The 18611-nt window shown below is 63.8% G+C and carries 22 protein-coding genes; 11 read left to right on the top strand and 11 right to left on the bottom strand.

Annotation, left to right across the window (positions count from 1 at the left end):
• Positions 1–53 precede the first annotated feature (53 nt).
• Positions 54–1280 (top strand): site-2 protease family protein, encoded by a 1227-nt coding sequence (locus H0O22_RS02180; RefSeq protein ID WP_185187426.1) that lies wholly within the window; start codon positions 54–56, stop codon positions 1278–1280.
• Here H0O22_RS02180 and H0O22_RS02175 read toward each other — a convergent pair.
• A complete protein-coding gene (locus H0O22_RS02175; RefSeq protein ID WP_185187425.1) occupies positions 1277–2002 on the bottom strand; it encodes a lipoate--protein ligase family protein in 726 nt (241 codons plus the stop codon). The two genes, H0O22_RS02180 and H0O22_RS02175, sit on opposite strands and share 4 nt — an antisense overlap.
• Before the next feature lie 12 nt (positions 2003–2014).
• Between H0O22_RS02175 and H0O22_RS02170 the strand changes: the two genes are divergently transcribed.
• The gene (locus H0O22_RS02170) at positions 2015–2797 is read left to right on the top strand and encodes a sulfite exporter TauE/SafE family protein (protein WP_370521462.1); all 783 of its coding nucleotides are present in this window, start codon (positions 2015–2017) and stop codon (positions 2795–2797) included.
• Between the two features lie 4 nt (positions 2798–2801).
• Here H0O22_RS02170 and H0O22_RS02165 read toward each other — a convergent pair whose 3' ends face one another.
• A complete protein-coding gene (locus H0O22_RS02165; protein WP_255439415.1) occupies positions 2802–3287 on the bottom strand; it encodes a CRR6 family NdhI maturation factor in 486 nt (161 codons plus the stop codon).
• Between the two features lie 133 nt (positions 3288–3420).
• Here H0O22_RS02165 and psaM point away from each other — a divergent pair, with 133 nt between their 5' ends.
• The 7 genes from psaM (at position 3421) to H0O22_RS02130 (ending at position 6391) form a co-directional block, all read left to right on the top strand.
• The gene (psaM, locus tag H0O22_RS02160) at positions 3421–3519 is read left to right on the top strand and encodes a photosystem I reaction center subunit XII (RefSeq protein WP_185187424.1); all 99 of its coding nucleotides are present in this window, start codon (positions 3421–3423) and stop codon (positions 3517–3519) included.
• A gap of 63 nt (positions 3520–3582) precedes the next feature.
• Complete coding sequence (locus tag H0O22_RS02155) at positions 3583–4086, top strand: hypothetical protein (protein WP_255439414.1); 504 nt, start codon at positions 3583–3585, stop codon at positions 4084–4086.
• Between the two features lie 42 nt (positions 4087–4128).
• On the top strand, positions 4129–5139 hold the full coding sequence (locus H0O22_RS02150; RefSeq protein WP_185187423.1) for a protochlorophyllide reductase: 1011 nt from the start codon (positions 4129–4131) through the stop codon (positions 5137–5139).
• 78 nt (positions 5140–5217) lie between these two features.
• Positions 5218–5424, top strand: coding sequence for a hypothetical protein (locus H0O22_RS02145; RefSeq protein ID WP_185187422.1), 207 nt, complete (start codon positions 5218–5220; stop codon positions 5422–5424).
• Between the two features lie 15 nt (positions 5425–5439).
• Entirely contained in the window at positions 5440–5712 is a 273-nt protein-coding gene (locus H0O22_RS02140) for a hypothetical protein (RefSeq protein ID WP_185187421.1), read from the top strand.
• Positions 5709–6167: a hypothetical protein gene (locus H0O22_RS02135; protein WP_185187420.1), complete on the top strand. Its 459-nt coding sequence runs from the start codon at positions 5709–5711 to the stop codon at positions 6165–6167. Before H0O22_RS02140 ends, H0O22_RS02135 begins: the two co-directional genes overlap by 4 nt.
• On the top strand, positions 6164–6391 hold the full coding sequence (locus H0O22_RS02130) for a hypothetical protein (protein WP_185188469.1): 228 nt from the start codon (positions 6164–6166) through the stop codon (positions 6389–6391). Before H0O22_RS02135 ends, H0O22_RS02130 begins: the two co-directional genes overlap by 4 nt.
• 13 nt (positions 6392–6404) lie before the next feature.
• On the opposite strand, the gene bchL is transcribed toward H0O22_RS02130, so the two are convergent.
• The 5 genes from bchL to H0O22_RS02105 all read right to left on the bottom strand — a co-directional run bounded on the left by bchL (position 6405) and on the right by H0O22_RS02105 (position 12661).
• Complete coding sequence (gene bchL / locus H0O22_RS02125) at positions 6405–7289, bottom strand: ferredoxin:protochlorophyllide reductase (ATP-dependent) iron-sulfur ATP-binding protein (RefSeq protein ID WP_185187419.1); 885 nt, start codon at positions 7287–7289, stop codon at positions 6405–6407.
• 237 nt (positions 7290–7526) lie between these two features.
• Positions 7527–9110, bottom strand: a complete 1584-nt coding sequence (locus H0O22_RS02120) for a ferredoxin:protochlorophyllide reductase (ATP-dependent) subunit B (protein ID WP_185187418.1) — start codon at positions 9108–9110, stop codon at positions 7527–7529.
• 10 nt (positions 9111–9120) lie between these two features.
• Complete coding sequence (locus H0O22_RS02115; protein WP_185187417.1) at positions 9121–10386, bottom strand: ferredoxin:protochlorophyllide reductase (ATP-dependent) subunit N; 1266 nt, start codon at positions 10384–10386, stop codon at positions 9121–9123.
• 121 nt (positions 10387–10507) lie between these two features.
• The gene (locus tag H0O22_RS02110; protein WP_185188227.1) at positions 10508–11212 is read right to left on the bottom strand and encodes a TrkA family potassium uptake protein; all 705 of its coding nucleotides are present in this window, start codon (positions 11210–11212) and stop codon (positions 10508–10510) included.
• Positions 11213–11257: 45 nt separating this feature from the next.
• Positions 11258–12661: a TrkH family potassium uptake protein gene (locus H0O22_RS02105; RefSeq protein ID WP_185187416.1), complete on the bottom strand. Its 1404-nt coding sequence runs from the start codon at positions 12659–12661 to the stop codon at positions 11258–11260.
• 50 nt (positions 12662–12711) lie between these two features.
• Between H0O22_RS02105 and H0O22_RS02100 the strand changes: the two genes are divergently transcribed.
• Positions 12712–13707 (top strand): CNNM domain-containing protein, encoded by a 996-nt coding sequence (locus H0O22_RS02100; RefSeq protein WP_185187415.1) that lies wholly within the window; start codon positions 12712–12714, stop codon positions 13705–13707.
• On the opposite strand, the gene H0O22_RS02095 is transcribed toward H0O22_RS02100, so the two are convergent.
• Together H0O22_RS02095 and H0O22_RS02090 are read right to left on the bottom strand one after the other, a co-directional pair.
• Positions 13704–14165, bottom strand: a complete 462-nt coding sequence (locus H0O22_RS02095) for a DUF2062 domain-containing protein (RefSeq protein ID WP_185187414.1) — start codon at positions 14163–14165, stop codon at positions 13704–13706. The two genes, H0O22_RS02100 and H0O22_RS02095, sit on opposite strands and share 4 nt — an antisense overlap.
• 32 nt (positions 14166–14197) lie before the next feature.
• Complete coding sequence (locus tag H0O22_RS02090) at positions 14198–16003, bottom strand: SLC13 family permease (RefSeq protein ID WP_185187413.1); 1806 nt, start codon at positions 16001–16003, stop codon at positions 14198–14200.
• 145 nt (positions 16004–16148) lie between these two features.
• On the opposite strand from H0O22_RS02090, the gene H0O22_RS02085 reads away from it, so the two are divergent.
• Positions 16149–16601 carry an Rrf2 family transcriptional regulator gene (locus tag H0O22_RS02085; RefSeq protein ID WP_255439413.1) on the top strand — a complete coding sequence of 151 codons (453 nt, stop codon included), beginning with the start codon at positions 16149–16151 and terminating at the stop codon, positions 16599–16601.
• On the opposite strand, the gene H0O22_RS02080 is transcribed toward H0O22_RS02085, so the two are convergent.
• Positions 16594–16848: a hypothetical protein gene (locus H0O22_RS02080; protein WP_185187412.1), complete on the bottom strand. Its 255-nt coding sequence runs from the start codon at positions 16846–16848 to the stop codon at positions 16594–16596. The genes H0O22_RS02085 and H0O22_RS02080 overlap by 8 nt on opposite strands.
• Before the next feature lie 97 nt (positions 16849–16945).
• Entirely contained in the window at positions 16946–18403 is a 1458-nt protein-coding gene (locus H0O22_RS02075; RefSeq protein ID WP_185187411.1) for an ammonium transporter, read from the bottom strand.
• Positions 18404–18611: the final 208 nt, after the last annotated feature.

Genomic DNA, 18611 nt, shown 5'->3' with positions numbered 1-18611 from the left:
CGTGGCCCCTGGAAGCAGGTCCTTTCTAGGATCAGTTCAACGGACGAGGACGCGTGGGGGAAGGCTGGCAACTGATGCGGATCCGGGGCATCCCCCTGCGCATTCACCCCAGCTGGTTTCTGATCTTGGCCCTGGCCACAGTGGCCTTCCAACAGCAGTACAGCCAGCAATTCGCCGCCCAAACCCAGGAGCCCTGGCTCTGGGCCATTGGCCTCCTCACCGCGCTGCTGCTCTTCCTCTCGGTGCTGCTCCATGAGCTGGGGCACTCCCTGGTGGCCCTCAGCCAAGGGGTCAAGGTCCGCAGCATCACCCTCTTCCTCCTCGGCGGGGTGGCGAGTGTGGAGCGGGAATGCCCGACGGCCATGGGCTCCTTCTGGGTCGCCGCCGCTGGGCCGCTGGTGAGCCTGGTGCTCTCCGCCCTACTGCTGCTCAGCAGCCACAGCGCCAGCCATGCCTCCCCCCTGCTGGGGGCCATGGTCAGCGAATTGGGGGGCCTAAATCTGATCCTGGCCCTCTTCAACCTGTTGCCTGGACTGCCCCTGGACGGCGGCCTGATCCTCAAGGCCCTGGTCTGGCAGTTCACCGGCAGCCAGCGCAAGGGAGTCCAGGTCGCCACCGCCAGCGGCAAGGTGCTCGCCTTCACGGCCATCGGCCTGGGGGCCTTCCTGCTGCTGCGGGGGGCCGGGGTCGCTGGGATTTGGTTGATGCTGCTGGGCTGGTTCGGCCTGGGGGCGGCCCGCAATCAATCGCAGATGCTGGCGCTGCAGGGCGTCCTGAGGCGCCTGCAGGTCAAGGATGCGGCGCAACGGCGCTTCCGGGTGCTCGAGGCCGACACCAGCCTGCGGGATCTGAGCCGGATTCGACTGAACGACGAGAACGGACTCGCCGATTGGTTGCTGGTCTGTGATCGGGGCCGCTGGAAGGGCTTCATCACCGATGCCCCGCTGCAGACCCTGCCCGTTCAGCGCTGGGATGAGGAGTGCATCGGCGACCACCTGCAGCCGCTCGATCAGCTCCCGATGATCCGCGACAACACCCCGCTTTGGCAGGCGATCCTCCAGCTCGACCAGCCCGAGGTGAATCGCCTCTTGGTGCTCGGTCCCGCGGGGCTACCCAGTGGGACCCTGGAGCGCCCCGAACTGGCGGAACGGGTGCTCAAGGAACTGGGGGTCCGCCTCCCTCTACCCATCCTCGAGGCGGCACGGCGCCAGGGCGTCTACCCCCTGGGGATGATGCTGCCGCCGGTGGCACGCACCATCGAGAGCAATCCCGAGGCTTAAAGCGCGAGGGCGGCCGGGTCGCCCTGCCCCTCAATCTCCCCCCACTCCGATGGGCTCAACTCTTGGTGTTGCAGCAGGCCGCCACAGAGGTGATCGCGCGCGGCCCGCTGCAACGCCTCCATCACCGCCAATTCAGGCAGGGGCTCCAGCGCTGGGGCCGGACTGGAGAAGACCTCCCGCCAAAGGTCCGAGGGAGGCTGCAACAAGACACTGCCGTGCTGCAGCAGGCAGGCCCCACGCCAGAGCTGGGCACTGCCGATGCGCTTGGCGCCATTGGCCTGGACCAAGTCAGCGGCCGTCCCGCTGGCGAAACAATTGCCCCGTTGGGCCGCCGCCGCGGCCTTCACGGAGCCGAAGTGCAGTGGCACCCCCAAGGCCTCAAAGGCCGCGACCAACCACTGACAGGCCTCGGCGTAGGCCGTGAGCCGATGGGTCGTCCTCGGCCGGCAGGCCAAGGCATAGGTCAGCTCTCCGGCATGCAGGACCGCCCGCCCCCCGCTGGGACGACGGACTAAGCGCAACCGCCCCTGCTCCGCCAGGGCAATCCAGTGGGGCTCGATCTGGCGTTGATGCCGCCCAAGGGACAGGGTCGGCTGACTCCAGCGGTACAGCCGAAGCATTGGGGAGGCCTGGCCGCCTGACTGCTGGGCAAGCATCCAGCGATCGATGGCCATCTGGCGTTGGCCGTCAGCCGTCAGCGGAGGAATCCAACGCCACGTCATCGAACTGACAGGATGCGCCTTGCCATTGCAGCAGGCGACGCCATGCCCTGGGAGCTCCTGCCTCTGCTGCCCCTTGGCCTCTTGGCTGGATTGCTCTCGGGATTGCTCGGCATCGGCGGCGGACTGGTGTTCTCGCCGCTGCTGCTCTGGATTGGACTGCCGCCCCATCAGGCTCTCGCCACCAGCACCCTGGCCATCGTTCCCACCACGATGGCGGGAAGCCTGACCCACTGGCGCAGCGGTCAGGTCCCCAGACAAGCCGCCCTGGCGATCGGCGCGGGGGCCGCCTGTGGGGGCGGACTCTTCAGCCGGGTGGGCCACAGCCTGGAGGGTTGGCAACTCCTGGCGTTGCAGGCCCTGATGTACGGGCTACTGGCCCTGGTGATTGCACCCAAACAGGACCTTGGCGAGAGCCGCAGCAGCGTGCCCGTGCCCGGCCTGATCGGCGTCGGCCTGGTGGCGGGGCTCTCCAGCGGCCTACTCGGGGTTGGTGGCGGGCTCGTGATGGTGCCGCTAATGGTGCGCAGCCTGCGGCTGGGGGTCTACCTCGCGATCCGGCTCAGCACGATGGCGGTCTTTGCCTCGTCCCTGGTGGCTGCCTTCACGTTTTGGGGTGACGGCAGGGCGCAACTGCTGATCGGCTTCGTCCTTGGGGCCACGGCCGCTTCAGCCGCCCAATGGTCAGCCGCTCACCTGCAGAAGGTCTCCGAGCAACGCCTGGTGGGGCTGATCCGACTGCTCTGCATCCTGCTGTCCGTTGATGTGGGCCGTCGGGCCCTGCTGCTCTGGCTCTGACCCCCTAGTGGTCTGTCCAGAAGCTGCCGTCCAACTCAAAACCAAGCACTGCCGCCATCTGCTCCAGGTTGCCCCGGCAGTTGAGGCCGTATCCCCGGGACCAGTGATCGAGCAGAAAGAGGCGATGGGTCATCCAGAGCTCCAGGCTGTCTGGAGCAAAGCGAATCCCTTCAGTGCGGCTGAATTGATGGGGCAGCAGCATGGCCACGTGACGGGTCAACTGACCACTGCTGCGCTCGAGCAGGAGCGGTAGCCAAGGACAGAGGGCATCAGCCCGCAGGCTCCAGAGGCGCAGCTCCGTGATTTCAGAGAGCTCGCGCGGATCCTCGGCCGAGCGCGGCCAATCGAAGACCAGGCTGAGACTGCCGCTGGCCTGCAGCAGGTCCTTGGGATCCAGGGCAAACCAAGGCTGCAGAGGCTCGAGGCTCTGGTCTTGAACCTGTTGCGCCGAAATCGACACCGTGCTGCCAGGAGCCAGACCAGACACCAAAACGCCTTAAGAAGTGCAGATCGACCGTAGCCAGGCCCTCCCCCAGGGGTGTCGAGCTGTGACAGGCGCAGGCCTTCTCCCTAGCCAGAACGCCCACCTACGTGAGAATGGGCTGGTGTTTTTCTTGACGGTCATGTCCCTCACCCAGGCTGAAGTTCTGATTGCCCTGGTGGTGGCCGCCCACGCTGGCGTGCTCGCAGTGCGTCTCGCCGCCAGCCTCTATCGCGCCTGATCCCTTGGCACGGGAGAGACAAACTGCTAGAAGCGGTGCGTCTCTCCTGACATCTCCACACCTTTGAGCCCCTCCCGATCTGCCCGGCCATCGCAGAGGCGATCCGCAAATCGGAGTCGAGCTGCTCAAGCCACCCAAGCTGAGCCCGCCCGAGGCCAACGTCACGCTGGTCGCAAGCGCAGCGAAGCGAAGCTGAGCGTCGTTGAATCCGCTCCCGCCCAGCAACTGCGGGCCTCAAGCCCCAGTCAGGAACTGCTGTACGGCTCGATCGGACTGTCCTTGAAGATCGGCCTCTCCCTGGTCGCGGTCGTCAGCCTGGTCCGACTGGCTGGCGCCTACCAGGAACGCCTGGATCGCTACGGCGAAATCACCGCCGTCCTGGACATCCAAAAAGCGAAGCTGCTCAAGGCGCAAAACCGTTTTGACCGCCTCTTCAGCGTGGGCGGCGAGCAAAAGCTGATCCAAGAACAGGACCAGTGGATTGCCCCGAACCGGCTGCGGGTGGTCTGGAAGCAAACCAAACCGGATTCCAATCAGCAACCGTCCAAGACAGTCGCGACCCCCTGAGGCCTTTCCTTCCGTAAGTTGTTGCGGGCATTTTTTGGGTCCATGACCGCCAGCAGCGACTCCCGTTCAACCAACCTTCCGAACCCGGGAAGCCGTGCCGGTGCGGTGCTGGTGACTGGCACCACCTCCGGAGTGGGACTCAATGCCGTGAAAGCCCTGACTGATCGGGGTTGGACGGTGGTGACGGCCAACCGCGATCCCATCCGGGCAGGAGCCGCCGCTGACTCCCTGGGCATCCCGAACGTCAAACTCCACCACATCCGCATGGATCTCGGAGACCTGGACAGTGTTCGGGTGGGCGTTGAGACCCTGATCAATTCGCTGGGATTCGGCCTCGATGCCCTGGTGATCAATGCGGCCGTCTACAAGCCCCGGCTGAAGGAGCCTGAACGCTCCCCCCAGGGCTATGAGCTCTCCATGGCCACCAACCACCTGGGGCACTTCCTGCTGATCCAGATGCTCTTGCCGCAGCTACAGGCATCGCAGCATCCCTCCAAGCGGGTGGTGATCCTGGGCACGGTGACCGCGAACTCCAAGGAACTCGGCGGCAAGATCCCCATTCCTGCACCCGCCGACCTTGGTGACCTGAGCGGCTTCAAGGCGGGGTTCAAGGCTCCGATCGCCATGGCCAATGGCAAAGCCTTCAAGCCCGGCAAGGCCTACAAGGACAGCAAGCTCTGCAACATGATCACGACCCAGGAGCTGCATCGGCGCCTGCACCAGTCCACCGGGATCGTCTTCAGCTCCCTCTACCCCGGCTGTGTTGCGGACACCCCCCTGTTCCGCAACACGCCCCGGGCCTTCCAAAAAATCTTCCCCTGGTTCCAGAAGAACGTGACCGGGGGCTACGTCAGCCAGGCCTTGGCCGGCGAACGGGTCGCCCAGGTTGTTGCCGATCCTGGCTTTGGCACATCGGGAGTGCACTGGAGCTGGGGCAATCGCCAGAAACAGGGCGGCAAACAGTTCAGCCAGGAGCTCTCCGACAAAGCCAGTAACCCGGAGACCGCACAGGGGGTTTGGGAGGAATCGCTCAAATTGGTCGGCTTGGGGTAGGCCTACGTCTCCCCTGCAGTAGGGATGACAACCCCTGATCCCTGATGTACGCCTGAGGCAAGCCTTACGGGGTTGCCGATGGGCAGGCCCGTGAATCCACTGAACCAGGAGGACCAGCCCCGCTGGTTCCTGTTGGCCATGGCCAGTCGCTGGCCCCTGGCGATTGTCCTCGCCACCTGGTCAGCGGCCCTGGCCGCCATCCAGATCCTTGGGCAACCCATACCGATCGCCGTGAAGCGGCAGATGCCTTTCCCGGTGGTCCTGAAAGGACCGATTCAGGTCTAGAAGATCCTGAAACCGGTGCAGGTTCAGGCCAATGGCTCCCTTCCGGTTGCCGTCAGTGCCCCAACGGCTCTCCCTGTGAGAGCCAATGAATCCCTGCCTGTAGATGTGGCACGGATCCAGAAGCCGGTGGCCGTCGAGAAGATCGTCGAAGCGGTGGAGATCGTCAGCGAAGAACCGCTGCTGGTGAATGGCGAGGTGGGAGTGAACCAGATCGGCGGCAATGTCACCGTCTCGATCAAGGACGCCCTGAAGTCGATCTCGCCCCTGCCGCTACCCCCCCTGCCATGACGCGACGTGCGCCTCTTCTTGCCGTGCTCATGCTGGTGCTGTGCACAAGCACTCCCAGCGCGCGGGCCGACACCGCAAGCGCGTCGGAGCAACAGGTCCTGCTGGAGCGGCTGCGGAGGCGGCAACAGGAAGAGCACGCGCGCTGGCGGCGCTTTGGGGACGTCGAAGTGGATTGGAAGAGCTGGAAGCCCTTTGACACCCACCCCTACGTCTGGATCGCCCCCTGGCGGCGCGCCGTGACCCGGCCCACGTCGATTGGCGGCATCAGTTGGCCCTCGACCCCCGACAGCGATCCCAAGGGCAGCATTCCCGATCGCGCCTTGGCGGTGAACTGCAAGGACATGACCATCAACCGCAAGCGGGCGGGGTCCAACTGGGGCGACTGGCGCGTTCCCAGCGTGGGCACCCCAGCCGAGACTCTCCTACTGGAGGCCTGCACGAGCCTGAGCTCTTGAACCGCACCGCCGAGTCCTGCCTGCTGCTGAACGGCCAACGTGCCGCCCTGCTGCAGCCGCTGCTCAGGCCCCTCGCCGCTGTGGCCAGCGCAGCGCTCCTGGCCCAGTGGCTTTGGAGCATTGCCCGCTATGGCCTTCGCGTGGAGATCTTCACGCGGGCTCCGATCGATGTCGGAACCCGCGGCGGAAGCCTCAAGGCCGAGGTGACGAAGGTGCGGCTCTAGCCGAGACCGTCGCTCAGTCGAAGCCGAGCAGATCGAAGATCTCGCGGTCCTTGAGCGATTCGGCCTCCAGGGGCTCCACGCTGTCCAGCATCGACTGGGCGAGCCGCAGATATTCGTTTTGAACCGCCTCCACTTCAGGGGTGGATTCCATCTCAAAGATCGTGCACTTCTTCAGACGGGAGCGGCGGATCGCATCGAGGTCCGGGAAATGGGCCATGGTCTTCATGCCCACCCGTTCGTTGAAGCGATCGATTTGATCGGTGTCACGGCTGCGGTTGGCCACAACCCCACCGAGGCGCACCTTGTAGTTCTTGGCCTTGGCTTGAATCGCGGCAATGATCCGATTCATCGCAAAGATCGAATCAAAATCATTCGCTGTGACGATCAAGCAGTAGTTGGCGTGTTGCAGAGGTGCCGCAAAACCACCGCAGACGACATCACCGAGGACATCAAAGATCACCACGTCGGTGTCTTCCAGAAGGTGATGCTCCTTCAGCAATTTGACGGTCTGCCCGGTCACATAACCACCGCAGCCGGTACCGGCCGGAGGGCCACCGGACTCCACGCATTGCACCCCATTGAAGCCATCAAACACGAAGTCCTCTGGCCGTAGTTCCTCGGTGTGAAAATCCACCCCTTCGAGGATGTCGATCACCGTCGGCACCATCTGCTTGGTCAGCGTGAAGGTGCTGTCGTGCTTGGGATCACAGCCGATTTGAAGCACCCGTTTGCCCAGCTTCGAGAAGGCCGCTGAAAGATTCGAGCTGGTGGTGCTTTTGCCAATGCCGCCCTTGCCATAGACCGCAATGACCAACGCCCCCTCTTCGATGTTCACCGAGGGATCTTGATGAACCTGAACGCTGCCCTCACCGTCGGGGCGCTTGAGCGTGGTGGTCATAAATCAAGGGAAAACCACAGCGAACAAAACCTGTGGTTTGGAGTCCTGTGACCATCCAAGGCCTGCATGGGGCTGCCGTGAGACATCGCCATGCAAAGCGAAACAGTTGGATCGCACAAATCAGGGTTCGAACACAATGAACTAGGTAGCAATACTCAATTCATTGCCATCGGAGCAGTGGATGAGTACTCCACAAAAAAATCCCCCTCGCGGGGGATTGGATCGCAGCGGAGTGACCTAGCGGCTGAAGTGGGCCTTCGCTTCATACAAGGCTTCGCTGTCGATCACAGCCAGCCCCTGCTCCCGGGCATAGGCCTCGGTGTTTTTGCGGACCTTGCCGCGCACGAAGAATGGGATCTTCGCCAGTTCCGCCTCGCCGTCGGCACTCCAACTCAGGCTGCCCCCAGCAACGGCGACCGCCACCGGAGCCGGTTCCTCAACCGCTGGGGCAGCGGGAGCACCATCCCCCAGGTGACTGCGATGGCCGTCCACGAACTCAAAGTCATGGCGGAACATGCCGATCAGGTGTTCCTCCAGGCCCATCATCAAGGGGTGGACCCAACTGTCGAAGATGACGTTGGCCCCCTCCCAACCCATCTGCGGGGCGTAGCGGGCCGGCACGTCCTGCACATGCAGCGGGGAACTAATCACCGCGCAGGGGACCCCAAGACGCTTGGCGCTGTGGCGCTCCATCTGGGTCCCCAGCACCAACTCCGGTGCCGCCTCGGCCATGGCCGCTTCCACCGCGAGGTAGTCATCGGTGATCAAGGCTTCGAGCCCCAACTCAGCCGCCAGCGCCCTGACCTCCCGGGCCATCTCGCGGCTGTAGGTGCCCAAGCCGACCACTTCGAAACCCAGCTCGCGACTGGCGATCCGGGCGGCCGCAATGGCATGGGTGCCATCGGCAAAGACGAACACCCGTTTCCCGGTCAGATAGGTGGAATCGACGGAACGGGAATACCAGGGCAAGCGGGACTGGCGCTCGGCCTGGAGTTCAGCGGGCAGCTCGAGGCCCAAGACGCCATGCAACTCCCGCAGGAAGTCCACCGTGGCACCGATGCCGATCGGAACGGTCTTGACCGCCGGTAGACCGAACTGGCGCTCCAGCCAGCTGCAGACCGAACCGGACACCTCGGGGTAGAGGTTCAAGTTGGCATCGGCCGTGGGGATGCGCAGCAGATCCGCGGGCCGGGCACCGAGGGGAGCGACGACGGTCACATCGATGCCGTAGCCCGCCAGCAGCTGCGTCAGTTCGCGAACGTCATCGCGGCAGCGGAACCCCAAGAGCGAGGGGCCAAGGAGATTGACCCGGGGACGACGGTTCTCGGCGCGCCAGCGGGTGGGGTCCAGCTTGGGCGCACCAGGGGCGGGCAACTGGGGCTTGAGCAGGTTGCGGACCAGTTGGTAGAAGGTCTCCGCAGCCCCCCAGTTCTCCTTCTTGGAGTAGGCCGGCAACTCCAGATTGACCATCGGAATCCCGCCGAGATCCATGCCAGCCGCTAAGGCCCCGGGCTGGTCCTGGATCAACTCCGCCGTGCAGCTCTCACCCACAAGCAGAGCCTCGGGCTGAAACCGTTCGACCGCATCGGCGATGGAGCGTTTCACCAACTCCGCCGTGTCACCGCCGAGGTCCCGGGCCTGGAAGGTCGTATACGTGACGGGCGGACGGCGATCCCGCCGCTCAATCATCGTGAACAGCAAATCGGCATAGGTGTCACCCTGCGGCGCATGGAGGACGTAGTGCACCCCCTCCATGGAGGCGGCGATGCGCATGGCCCCGACGTGCGGGGGGCCTTCGTAGGTCCAGAGCGTGAGTTCCATCGGGGGCGAATCAGGAGAACTGCAGCGCGCCGCGGCGACGCAGGGGACGGGCAAAGAGTTCGGCCAGATCACCAGCCTGATCAATGCCGTGGATGGGGCTGAAGACCAACTCGATCGACCACTTGGTCGCCATCCCCTCAGCCTCAAGGGGATTGGCCAGGCCTAAGCCACAGACCACCAAGTCGGGACGCGCCTCACGCACCCGCTGCAATTGGTTGTCCACGTGCTGTCCCTCACTGAGCTGGGTGCCCTCGGGCAGACGCGCCAGTTCTTCGGCCATCAACTGACGATCGAGATAGGGGGTGCCCACCTCCACCAGCTCCATGCCGCACTCCCGCGCGAGGAACCGGGCCAAGGCCGGCTCCAGCTGGGAATCGGGCAGCAGGAAGAGACGTTTGCCCTCCAACACCTCCCGGTGGGGAGCCAAGGCGCGCCGCCCCCGCTCCACCAGGGGATCCAGCACGGCATCGATCTGGGCCTGATCGACACCGCAGGCCCTTGCCGCCGCGGCCATCCAGTCCCGGCTGCCCTCGACCCCAAAGGGATAGGGCGCCTCGATCAAGCTCGCGCCGCGATCCACCAGGGCCCGCGCCGTTCCGGAGAGATAGGGCTGGGCCAACAGCAATTGGGTCCCCGGACCCACCGCAGGGAGCTCGGTGGAGCGGCGGGGGGGCAAGCTCGCCACCCGCTCGATGCCGAGCTTCTGGAACAGACCCACCAACCGGTCCTCAACCGCGTCGGCCAGGGTTCCCGCGATCAACAACTGCGGCTGATCGCTCTTGGGCATCAGGGGAACGAGCGCCTGCAGGGCGCTGTCCTCCCCTTGGGTAAAGGTGGTCTCAATGCCACTGCCCGTGTAGTTGATCACCGTCACCCGTCCGGCGTGCTGCTGATTCAGCCGCTCGGAGGCTTTGGCGAGATCCAACTTGATCACCTCGCTCGGGCAGCTCCCCACAAGGAACAAGGTGCGGATCTCGGGGCGACGCTCCAGCAGTTGCGCCACGAGGCGATCCAACTCCTCGTTGGCATCGGCCAAACCAGCCAGATCCCGCTCGCCAAGGATCGCTGTACCAAAGCGGGGCTCCGCAAAAATCATCACCCCGGCGGCGCTCTGGATCAGGTGGGCGCAGGTGCGTGAGCCCACCACCAGAAAGAAGGCATCCGGCATGCGGCGGTGCAGCCAGACAATCGATGTCAGGCCGCAGAACACCTCCCGCTGACCGCTTTCCTTCAGCGGTGGCGGCAAGGTTGATGAAGCCACTGAGCTACTGACCATGACAGTCAGCCCCCTTTGGTGAGCGCTATCGACCCGGGCTAGCTCCGCCGCGGGGGGTTAGGGGAGCTTTGGGCACAAGCTGTCATTAACGGGGTGAGGGAAAGCGCACAAAGGCCCGCCGTCAGCTGGCCGGCAGCGCCCGCAGGGAGTCCTCAGAGCCCATCACCACCAGCAGCTCCCCGTCCGCCAAGACATGGGACGCCGGGGGGTTCACATGCAGCTCACCCGCCGGGCCCGCCGCCAGCACATTGACGTTGTAGTGCTTGCGCAGGTTGAGATCCCGCAGGGAATGGCCCACAAAGACCTCGGGAACCTTGATCTCTTCGATGCTGCTGCGGTCATCCAATCGCAATTGCTCCAGCAGGTTCGGCCGCACCAGCTCCATCCCCAGGCGCTGACCCATCATTTTTGAAGGGAAGACGACGCGGTCTGCACCAACCCGCTTGAGCATCTTCATGTGGATGTCGCTCGTGGCCCGGGCGATCACCTGCTTCACGCGGCTGCCTTCGGAGTCCTTGCAGATCAAGGTTGCGGTGACGCTGGCCTCCAGCGGTTCGCTCATGGCGACCACCACCGTCTCCATGTCCAGCACCCCGGCGGCCCGCAGGGCCTCTTCATCGGTGCAGTCCACCACCCGCGCTTCGATCGCGGGATCGATCTGGCGCAGCTCGTCGATGGCGCGTTGGTTGGAATCAATCGCCAACACCTCAGCGCCGGACTGCAGCAATTCCGAGCAGACTGAAGAGCCGAAGCGTCCGACTCCGATCACGGCAAAGCTGCCGCGGCGGACCCCGGATTCAGCGCTCCACTGCCACCACTGATTCACAACCACTGATTCAGCTCGACGCCCCTGTTCTAAGTGGTGAAGCCACTAGACATACAAATCCTCTTTGGGATAACCGACGCGGCTTTGGTGCCGATGGCCATACAGCGCCGAGAGCAGCAACAGGATTCCGACCCGTCCCACGAACATTCCCACCATCAAGACCAACTGGCCCCAACGGTTCAGGTGAGCCGTCACCCCCAGATCCAGACCGACCGTGCCGAAGGCGGACACACAGGTGAAGAGCTTCTCCAGAAAACTGAAGGACTGGACCTGCTGCTGTCCGAGGGAATTGCCCAGCCCCAAGGTCAGGGCCATCAACACCACGAACAAGGCCGACGCCAAGGTGACCCCAACGGCCCGCAACACCGTCGCATCAGGGATTTGACGGCGATGCAAGAGAACATCGCTACGGCCCTGCAGGGTCGAGCGGGTTGCCCCCATCAAGATCGCGAAGGTCGTCGTTTTGACCCCACCGCCGGTGCCGCCGGGACTGGCACCGATGAACATCAAGACGATGATCAAGAGCAGGCCGGCATCGGTGATCTGATGGGCCGAGAGGGGAATGGTGTTGAAACCAGCGGTCCGGGTCGTAATCGACTGGAAGAGGACGATCTGAAGGCGCTGCAAAAAGCTGTAGGGCTCCATCGCCGAGGCGCCGTAGCCGAAATGCTCCGTGATGAGCAGACCCACCGCGCCAATCGCGATGAGTAGGGCCGTGCTGCGGATGACCAGCCGGGTGTGCAGGCTCAGGCGACGCAGGCGCCCCAGCCGAAAGCGGTTGTTCCAGATGTCATTGGCCACCCGCCAGCCAATGCCGCCAACGACGATCATCAAGGCGATCACACCGGTCACCACCGGGTTATCGCGATAGTTCTCCAGGCTGTTGGACCAGAGGCCAAAGCCCGCGTTGTTGTAGGCGCTGATCGCATGGAACATCGAAGCCCACAGCCGGCGGCCGGGGTCGTCGATGTCGGTGAAGCCAAAGCTGTAAAGCACGACTGTGCCGAGACCCATCACACAGAGGGCCACCAGCAGGATGCTGTGGAAGGTGGGGCCAATGCCACCGACGCCGAACTCATCGAGGGAACGCCCCTTGTCGAGGCGATGCCGCAAACCGGATCGCCCCTGCACGAAGCCCTGCAGAAAGGTCGTAATCGCCATCAAGCCGAGACCGCCGGTGATGATCAGCCCGGCCAGCACCACCTGCCCGGCGAAGGTCAGGTCTTCGCCGACATCGATCACCGACAGTCCCGTCACGGTGATCGCCGAGGTGGCCGTGAACAGGGCCTGCCAAAGGCCAACGTTGCTGGTGGAGCAGAGGGGCGTCGAGAGGAGCAGCGTCGCCAGAACGATCACCAACAGACCCGTCACCACGGTGAATTGCGGCACCGTGAGCTGCTGACGCCAACGCTGCAGCGCCCGAACTGGATTGCTCGAAGACGGGTTCATCCCGCAAACCGTAGGTAAGGTCCGATCGATCTCGCAGCGTCCACCAGTCGATGAATCCGATCGTTGTGCTGCTGGTGATGGCAGTGCTGATCCTGGTGGGCTCGGCGTTGGCCTCCAGTACGGAAGCCGCCATGTTGACGGTGAATCCGATTCAGGTCCACACCCTCAAGCAACAACGGGTGGCCGGATCCAAGGCCCTGGAGCGGATCAAGGCCCGGCCGGGACGGGCCCTGGTGCTGCTCGTGGTGATCAACAACCTCTTCAACATCTCCGGCTCCATCCTGCTAGGCAGCCAGGCGAACCAGGTCTTCGAGACCGTCGGGGGGCGCTGGGCGCTGCTGCTCTTCAACGTCGGATTCACGGTGGCCGTGATCCTCTTCGCTGAAATCCTGCCGAAGACGATTGGCAACAGCTTCGCCATGCCCATCTCGTTGGTCTCCGCGCGCATCCTGCTGATGCTTGAGCGCCTGACCCTGCCCCTGCTGCTGGTGCTCGAGAAGCTGATGCCGGCCATCACCGCCAAGAACGAACTCACGACCAACGAACGTGAGATCCACTTGATGGCACGCCTGGGCTCACAGCAGGGGCAAATCGAAGCCGACGAGGCGGCCATGATCGGCAAGGTCTTTGCCCTCAATGACCTCACCGCCAGGGACCTGATGGTCTCGCGGGTTGCCACCCCCTCCCTCTCCGGCGCCGCCAACTTGGACTCGGTGCGCCAGGAGATCCTGGATGCCCCCGATGACGCCTGGTGGGTGGTCCTTGGAGAGGAGGTGGATGAGGTCCTCGGGGTCCAAAGCCGTGAGCGGGCCATGGCTGAACTGCTCAGCGGCGGGGGCTACCGCCTGATCAGCCAGCTCTGCGATGCGCCGCAGTTCGTACCGGAGATGATCCGCGCCGATCGACTCCTCACCAGCTTCCGCAGAGGCGACCGCAGCTCCGTCCGGGTCGTCGTGGATGAATTCGGGGCCTTCGTCGGCCTGGTCAGTGCCGCCGACATCCTTGGCGTGCTGGCCGGCTGGAAGCGGGTGCCCAGCGAGGGTTAGGTGTGGGAGCTGGCGCCCTTACTGCGCCTGAGCAACCACCAATAGAGCCCACCAAAGAGGCCCGCACTGGCCAATCCCACCAGGGTGGATCCGAGCAACAGGCGGGAACTCATCGCCAGGCCCAGCTCCAAGAGTCCCCCCTGCTGAAGCACCTCAAGAGACGGCAAGGCGGGGCCTGGACCCAGCACCCTGCAGCCCACGGCGTAGTTGAACCAGTAGAGGGGGATGTAGGTCAGGGGATTACTGATCCAGGTGCCCGCCGCCGCGAGGATGTGGTTGCCGCGCACCAGGCTGGCCAGGGCAATGCCCAGCAGGGTCTGCAAGCCAAAGATGGGGAAACAGCCCATGAAGACGCCGGCGGCTAAACCGCGGGCCTTCTGACCGACCGTGGCCTCGTGATGCCATAGCCAAAGCAACCACTGACGCAGGCGCCTCAGCCACGACTTGGGCCCGCTCATTGAAGAGTCTTTCGGATCTGGAGACCCACGTTCTACAGCCCGAACCAACGGCAGACCATCCAGGGCACAGCGATGGCCATGGCGATGGTGAGGGGGAAGCCGTAGCGGGAGACGTCCAAGAAGCGATAGCGACCCGGGCCATAAACCATCAGGTTGGTTTGGTAGCCGACGGGGCTGAGAAAGCTCTGGCTGGCGCCGAACAGCACGATGTAGATCAGCGCCATCGGCGGCAAGCCCAACCCCTGGGCCAATTGACCGGCGATCGGAATCAACATCGCCACGGTGGCGGCGTTGCTCATCACCTCCGTCAGGGCCACCGTGAAGAGGAAGACCGCCACCATCGCGCCGTAGACCGGCCAACTGCTGAGGCCGAGCAACAACGCCTGGGCGAGGGCCGAGGCCAAGCCCGTTTTCTCCAGGGCGACGCTGAAGCTGGCCAAGGAGCCCAAGAGCACGAGGACGTCCAGGCGCACCACCCGCTGCAATTCACCGGCCCGCAGGCACCCCGTCACCACCATCGCCACCGTGCCCAGCAGGACGGACGCGACCAGGGGGATGACCTCAAAACTGGGCAGCAGCAACACCAGGGCGGCAATCAGCAGAGCCACGCACTTGCGGCTCACCGTCGGCAGATCTTTCTCCAGCTGCTCGAGGACGACCAAGTCGTTGTTGGCCTGAAGGCCACGGATGGCGTCCTTCGGCCCCTGCAGCAGGAGAACATCGCCCTCACGCAATTGAGCCCGGCCCAGCCGTTCCCGCAGCACGGCATTGCCGCGGCGCAACGCAAGGACCGTGGCGTTGTAGCGCTGCCTGAAGCGCAAATCCCGCAGGCAATCGCCAGCCAAGGTGGAGCCCGAAGGCAACAGCACTTCCACCATTCGCTGGCTGTTGTCTTGCTCCAAGCTCACCGGCTGCTCGGGCGTGGGGGCCAGCACCACCGTGTGGTCCTGCTGCAGCCGCAGCAGGTCGTCGCGGTTGCAGCGCAGCAGCAAGCGATCACCCAGCATCAACGTGCGATCGGCCAAGGGCGGCATGAAGCGCTCCGTGCCGCGGTGGAGCTCGAGGACGTCGAGGTCAAAGCGCCGTTGCAGACGGGTGGCATGGAGCGATTGACCGATCAGCTCCGAGCCCAGGGGAATCTTGACCTCCGTCAAATAGCCACTGCTGGAGAGATCGGCGATCAGGTCATCGTCATCGCGCCCCCGGTCCGGCAGAAAGCGATCGGCGAGCAGCACCATCAAGGAGCCGCCCAGCAACCAGACCCCCAAGCCAATCGGGGTAAAGCTGAACAGGCCAAAACTGCCGTAACCCAGACGGCTGCTGACCTCACTGGCCAAAAGGTTCACCGAACTGCCCAGCAGGGTGATGGTGCCCCCGAGCACCGTCGCAAAGGACAAGGGGAGCAGCACCTTCGACGGGGAAATGCGGCGGCGCTTGCACCAGCCCTCGACCACCGGCAGCAGGCTGGCCACGATCGGGGTGTTGGGGACCACCGCAGAAACGGGGCCGACCACAGTCACCATTAGGGCGATCATTCGCTTGGGGCTGCGAATCGCATCGGAGCCAATCAAGGCCCGCAGGCGATCCAAACCACCACTGCGGAACAATCCCGCGGAAATCGCAAACAGACCCGCCAGGGTGATCAGGGCCGGGCTGCCAAAGCCCTCCAGGGCCTCCCTCGGCTCAATCACGTGAAAGCTGACGAGCAACCCGGCGGCCAGCAGGCCCGTGAGATCCGGGGCCAGCCAACCGGACACAAACAGCACGACCGAGCCGATCAGCACCAGCAGCGTGATCAATGCTTCGGGCTGCAGAGCGGCAGCAACAAGATCAGCCAAGACAGGGGCGATCGGGCAAGGCATTCAGCCTACAGGTCAAGAAATACGGCAATGAGGTCGGGAACTACGACCCGAAGGGAAAAGGGATAGCAGAAGCCAATAGCCAAAAGGGAACCACGCACTAACAATTCCCAAGTGCTTTACCGTGGAATCAACCCAAGTCGCGCCGTTGTCCTTCAACGCCAAAACCCGCTACGGGCTCCTGGCCCTACTTGAACTCGCTGGCATCGAGGCCCGAGGAGGACGGCTGCAGGTCTCCGCCATCGCCCAGCGCCAGGACATTCCCGAGCGCTACCTCGAGCAGCTGCTGACCAGCCTGCGCAAAGAGGGCCTGCTCAACAGCAGCCGCGGCCCCAGGGGGGGCTACCAACTGACCCGACCCGCCGCAACGATCCATCTCAGCGAGGTGCTCGACTGCCTGGAGGGCAGATCTGAACCGGAGCAGGCGGTTCAACCGAGTCTGGAGCGACAGGTGCTGCACGCCCTCGACACTCAGCTCACGGACCAGCGGCGAACGCTGCTGGAGTCCACAACCCTGGCGGATCTCCTCGCACAGCGGGATGCGCGCCTCCAGGCTCAGGCGATGTACTTCATCTAGTGGTGCTCAAGTGGGTGCGGGGCGCCCGGGGGACCCGCTCAATCCACGGCGAAAGGCTCATTACCAGCAGTGGAACCACCACGAAGCCGAACAGCAGCGTCACGCCCCAAAAGTGACGGACCACCAAGGTGATGATTGGCACCTGGGCGTTCTGGGGCAGCACCTGCCGGCACTCCACGCAAACCAAGCGCACAGGCGGCTGCTCGGTTTTGGTGATCAAGCGAGCACCGCAGCGCGGGCAGGGCAAGAGCTGGACGGCCGTTGGCTTGCATGCTGACAGGCCAGTACAGCCGGCCAATAAAAAAGGCCCGCCGAAGCGGGCCCAGGGAGTACCGGTCAGAGAATCACTTCGCCGAGGCGAAATCGGGGTAAGCCTCCATGCCGTGCTCGCCGATGTCGAGACCTTCGATCTCTTCTTGCTCGGTGACGCGGATGCCACCAAACAGACCGCCGATCACCGACCAAGCAATCCAGCAGGTGACGATGGTCCAAATGGCATAGGCCGCACAGCCCAGGGCCTGGATACCCAGCTGGCTGATGCCGCCACCATTGAGAAGCCCGATGCCGGCGGAGCCCACATCCATGCCATCCACGCCCCAAAGGCCGATCACAAGGGTGCCCCAAACTCCGCACACACCGTGCACGGAGAAGGCGCCAACGGGATCGTCGATGCCAGCGGCGTCGAGTGCGGAGACCGCGAAGACGACGATGATGCCACCCACGGCACCGGCAACCCAAGAACCCACCAGGGTCATGTTGCCGCAACCTGCGGTGATGCTCACCAGACCGGCCAGGATGCCGTTGATGATCATCGTCAGGTCAGGCTTACCCGAGGTCAGGGTCGAGACGATGGTGGCCGCAATGGCACCGCCAGCAGCAGCCAGGGTGGTGGTCACTGCCACGTAGGGCACGTACTGGTCCATCGCCAGCTCAGAGCCGGGGTTAAAGCCGTACCAGCCAATCCAAAGGATTAGCGCGCCGAGGGTTGCAATCGACATGTTGTGGCCAGGGATGGCCTGAGGCTTACCGCCCACGAACTTGCCGATGCGGGGGCCAAGCAGCATGGCGCCCACCAGACCGGCCCAAGCCCCAACGGAGTGAACGATGGAGGAGCCAGCGAAGTCAATGAAGCCGAGCTCGCTCAGCCAGCCGCCGTTCCACTGCCAGGAGCCGGAGATCGGGTAAATAAACGCGGTCAGGACGAGAGCGAAGATCACGAACTCACCGAACTTGACGCGCTCAGCAACCAAACCGGAAACGATCGTGGCAGCGGTGCCCGCGAAAGCGGCCTGGAAGAGGAAGTCAACGGTGGGGACCAGACTTCCGTCAGTCACCATCTCAGCGGTGACAGTGGGGTCAAAGAACAGGCCGTTGAAATAGAACCAGCCGTCAGCGACGGAGCCGCCGTACATGAGTGAGTAACCAATGAACCAATAGGCGGTCACCGCAAGGGCGAACACGAAGAGGTTCTTGGCGAGAATGTTGACGGCGTTCTTCTGTCGGCACATCCCGGCTTCGACCATGGCGAAACCGGCGTTCATGAAGATCACCAGGATCGTGGCCACCAAGAGCCACATGTTGTTAGCCAAGAAGGCTGCATTGAGCTCTGGCAACTCGGTTGCGTGAGCTGAAAGGTTGAAGACACCCAGACCGAAGAGAGCCAGGGGTACACAGGCCAACCAGGTCAACGAGCGGCCAGAGGAAAAACCTCGCACCTTGCGGAGCAGGAGCTGCGGTCCCTCAAGCAAACTCGCTTCCTGCAGGCTCTTCGGCCGAGGCCGAGATGCAGAAGCAACAGTCATCAAAAAGCAGTCGCTGGGTGGATGACGGATAACCGCCATTAGACCCAATGTTCCGCATCAACCAACCCCGTCAAGGTGGCAGTCGCTACAAATTAGCAATTTGACTCGAAAAGACGACCGAGCCACCGGAACGAATATGAAGGAAAGATGTTCGAGAAATCACACACAATATTACAAAAAGTACAGATACACAGATTTTGTTCACTGT

This window comes from Synechococcus sp. LTW-R (assembly GCF_014217875.1).
GTDB lineage: Bacteria > Cyanobacteriota > Cyanobacteriia > PCC-6307 > Cyanobiaceae > Vulcanococcus.
This window is presented reverse-complemented; position numbering and strand designations above follow the sequence as displayed.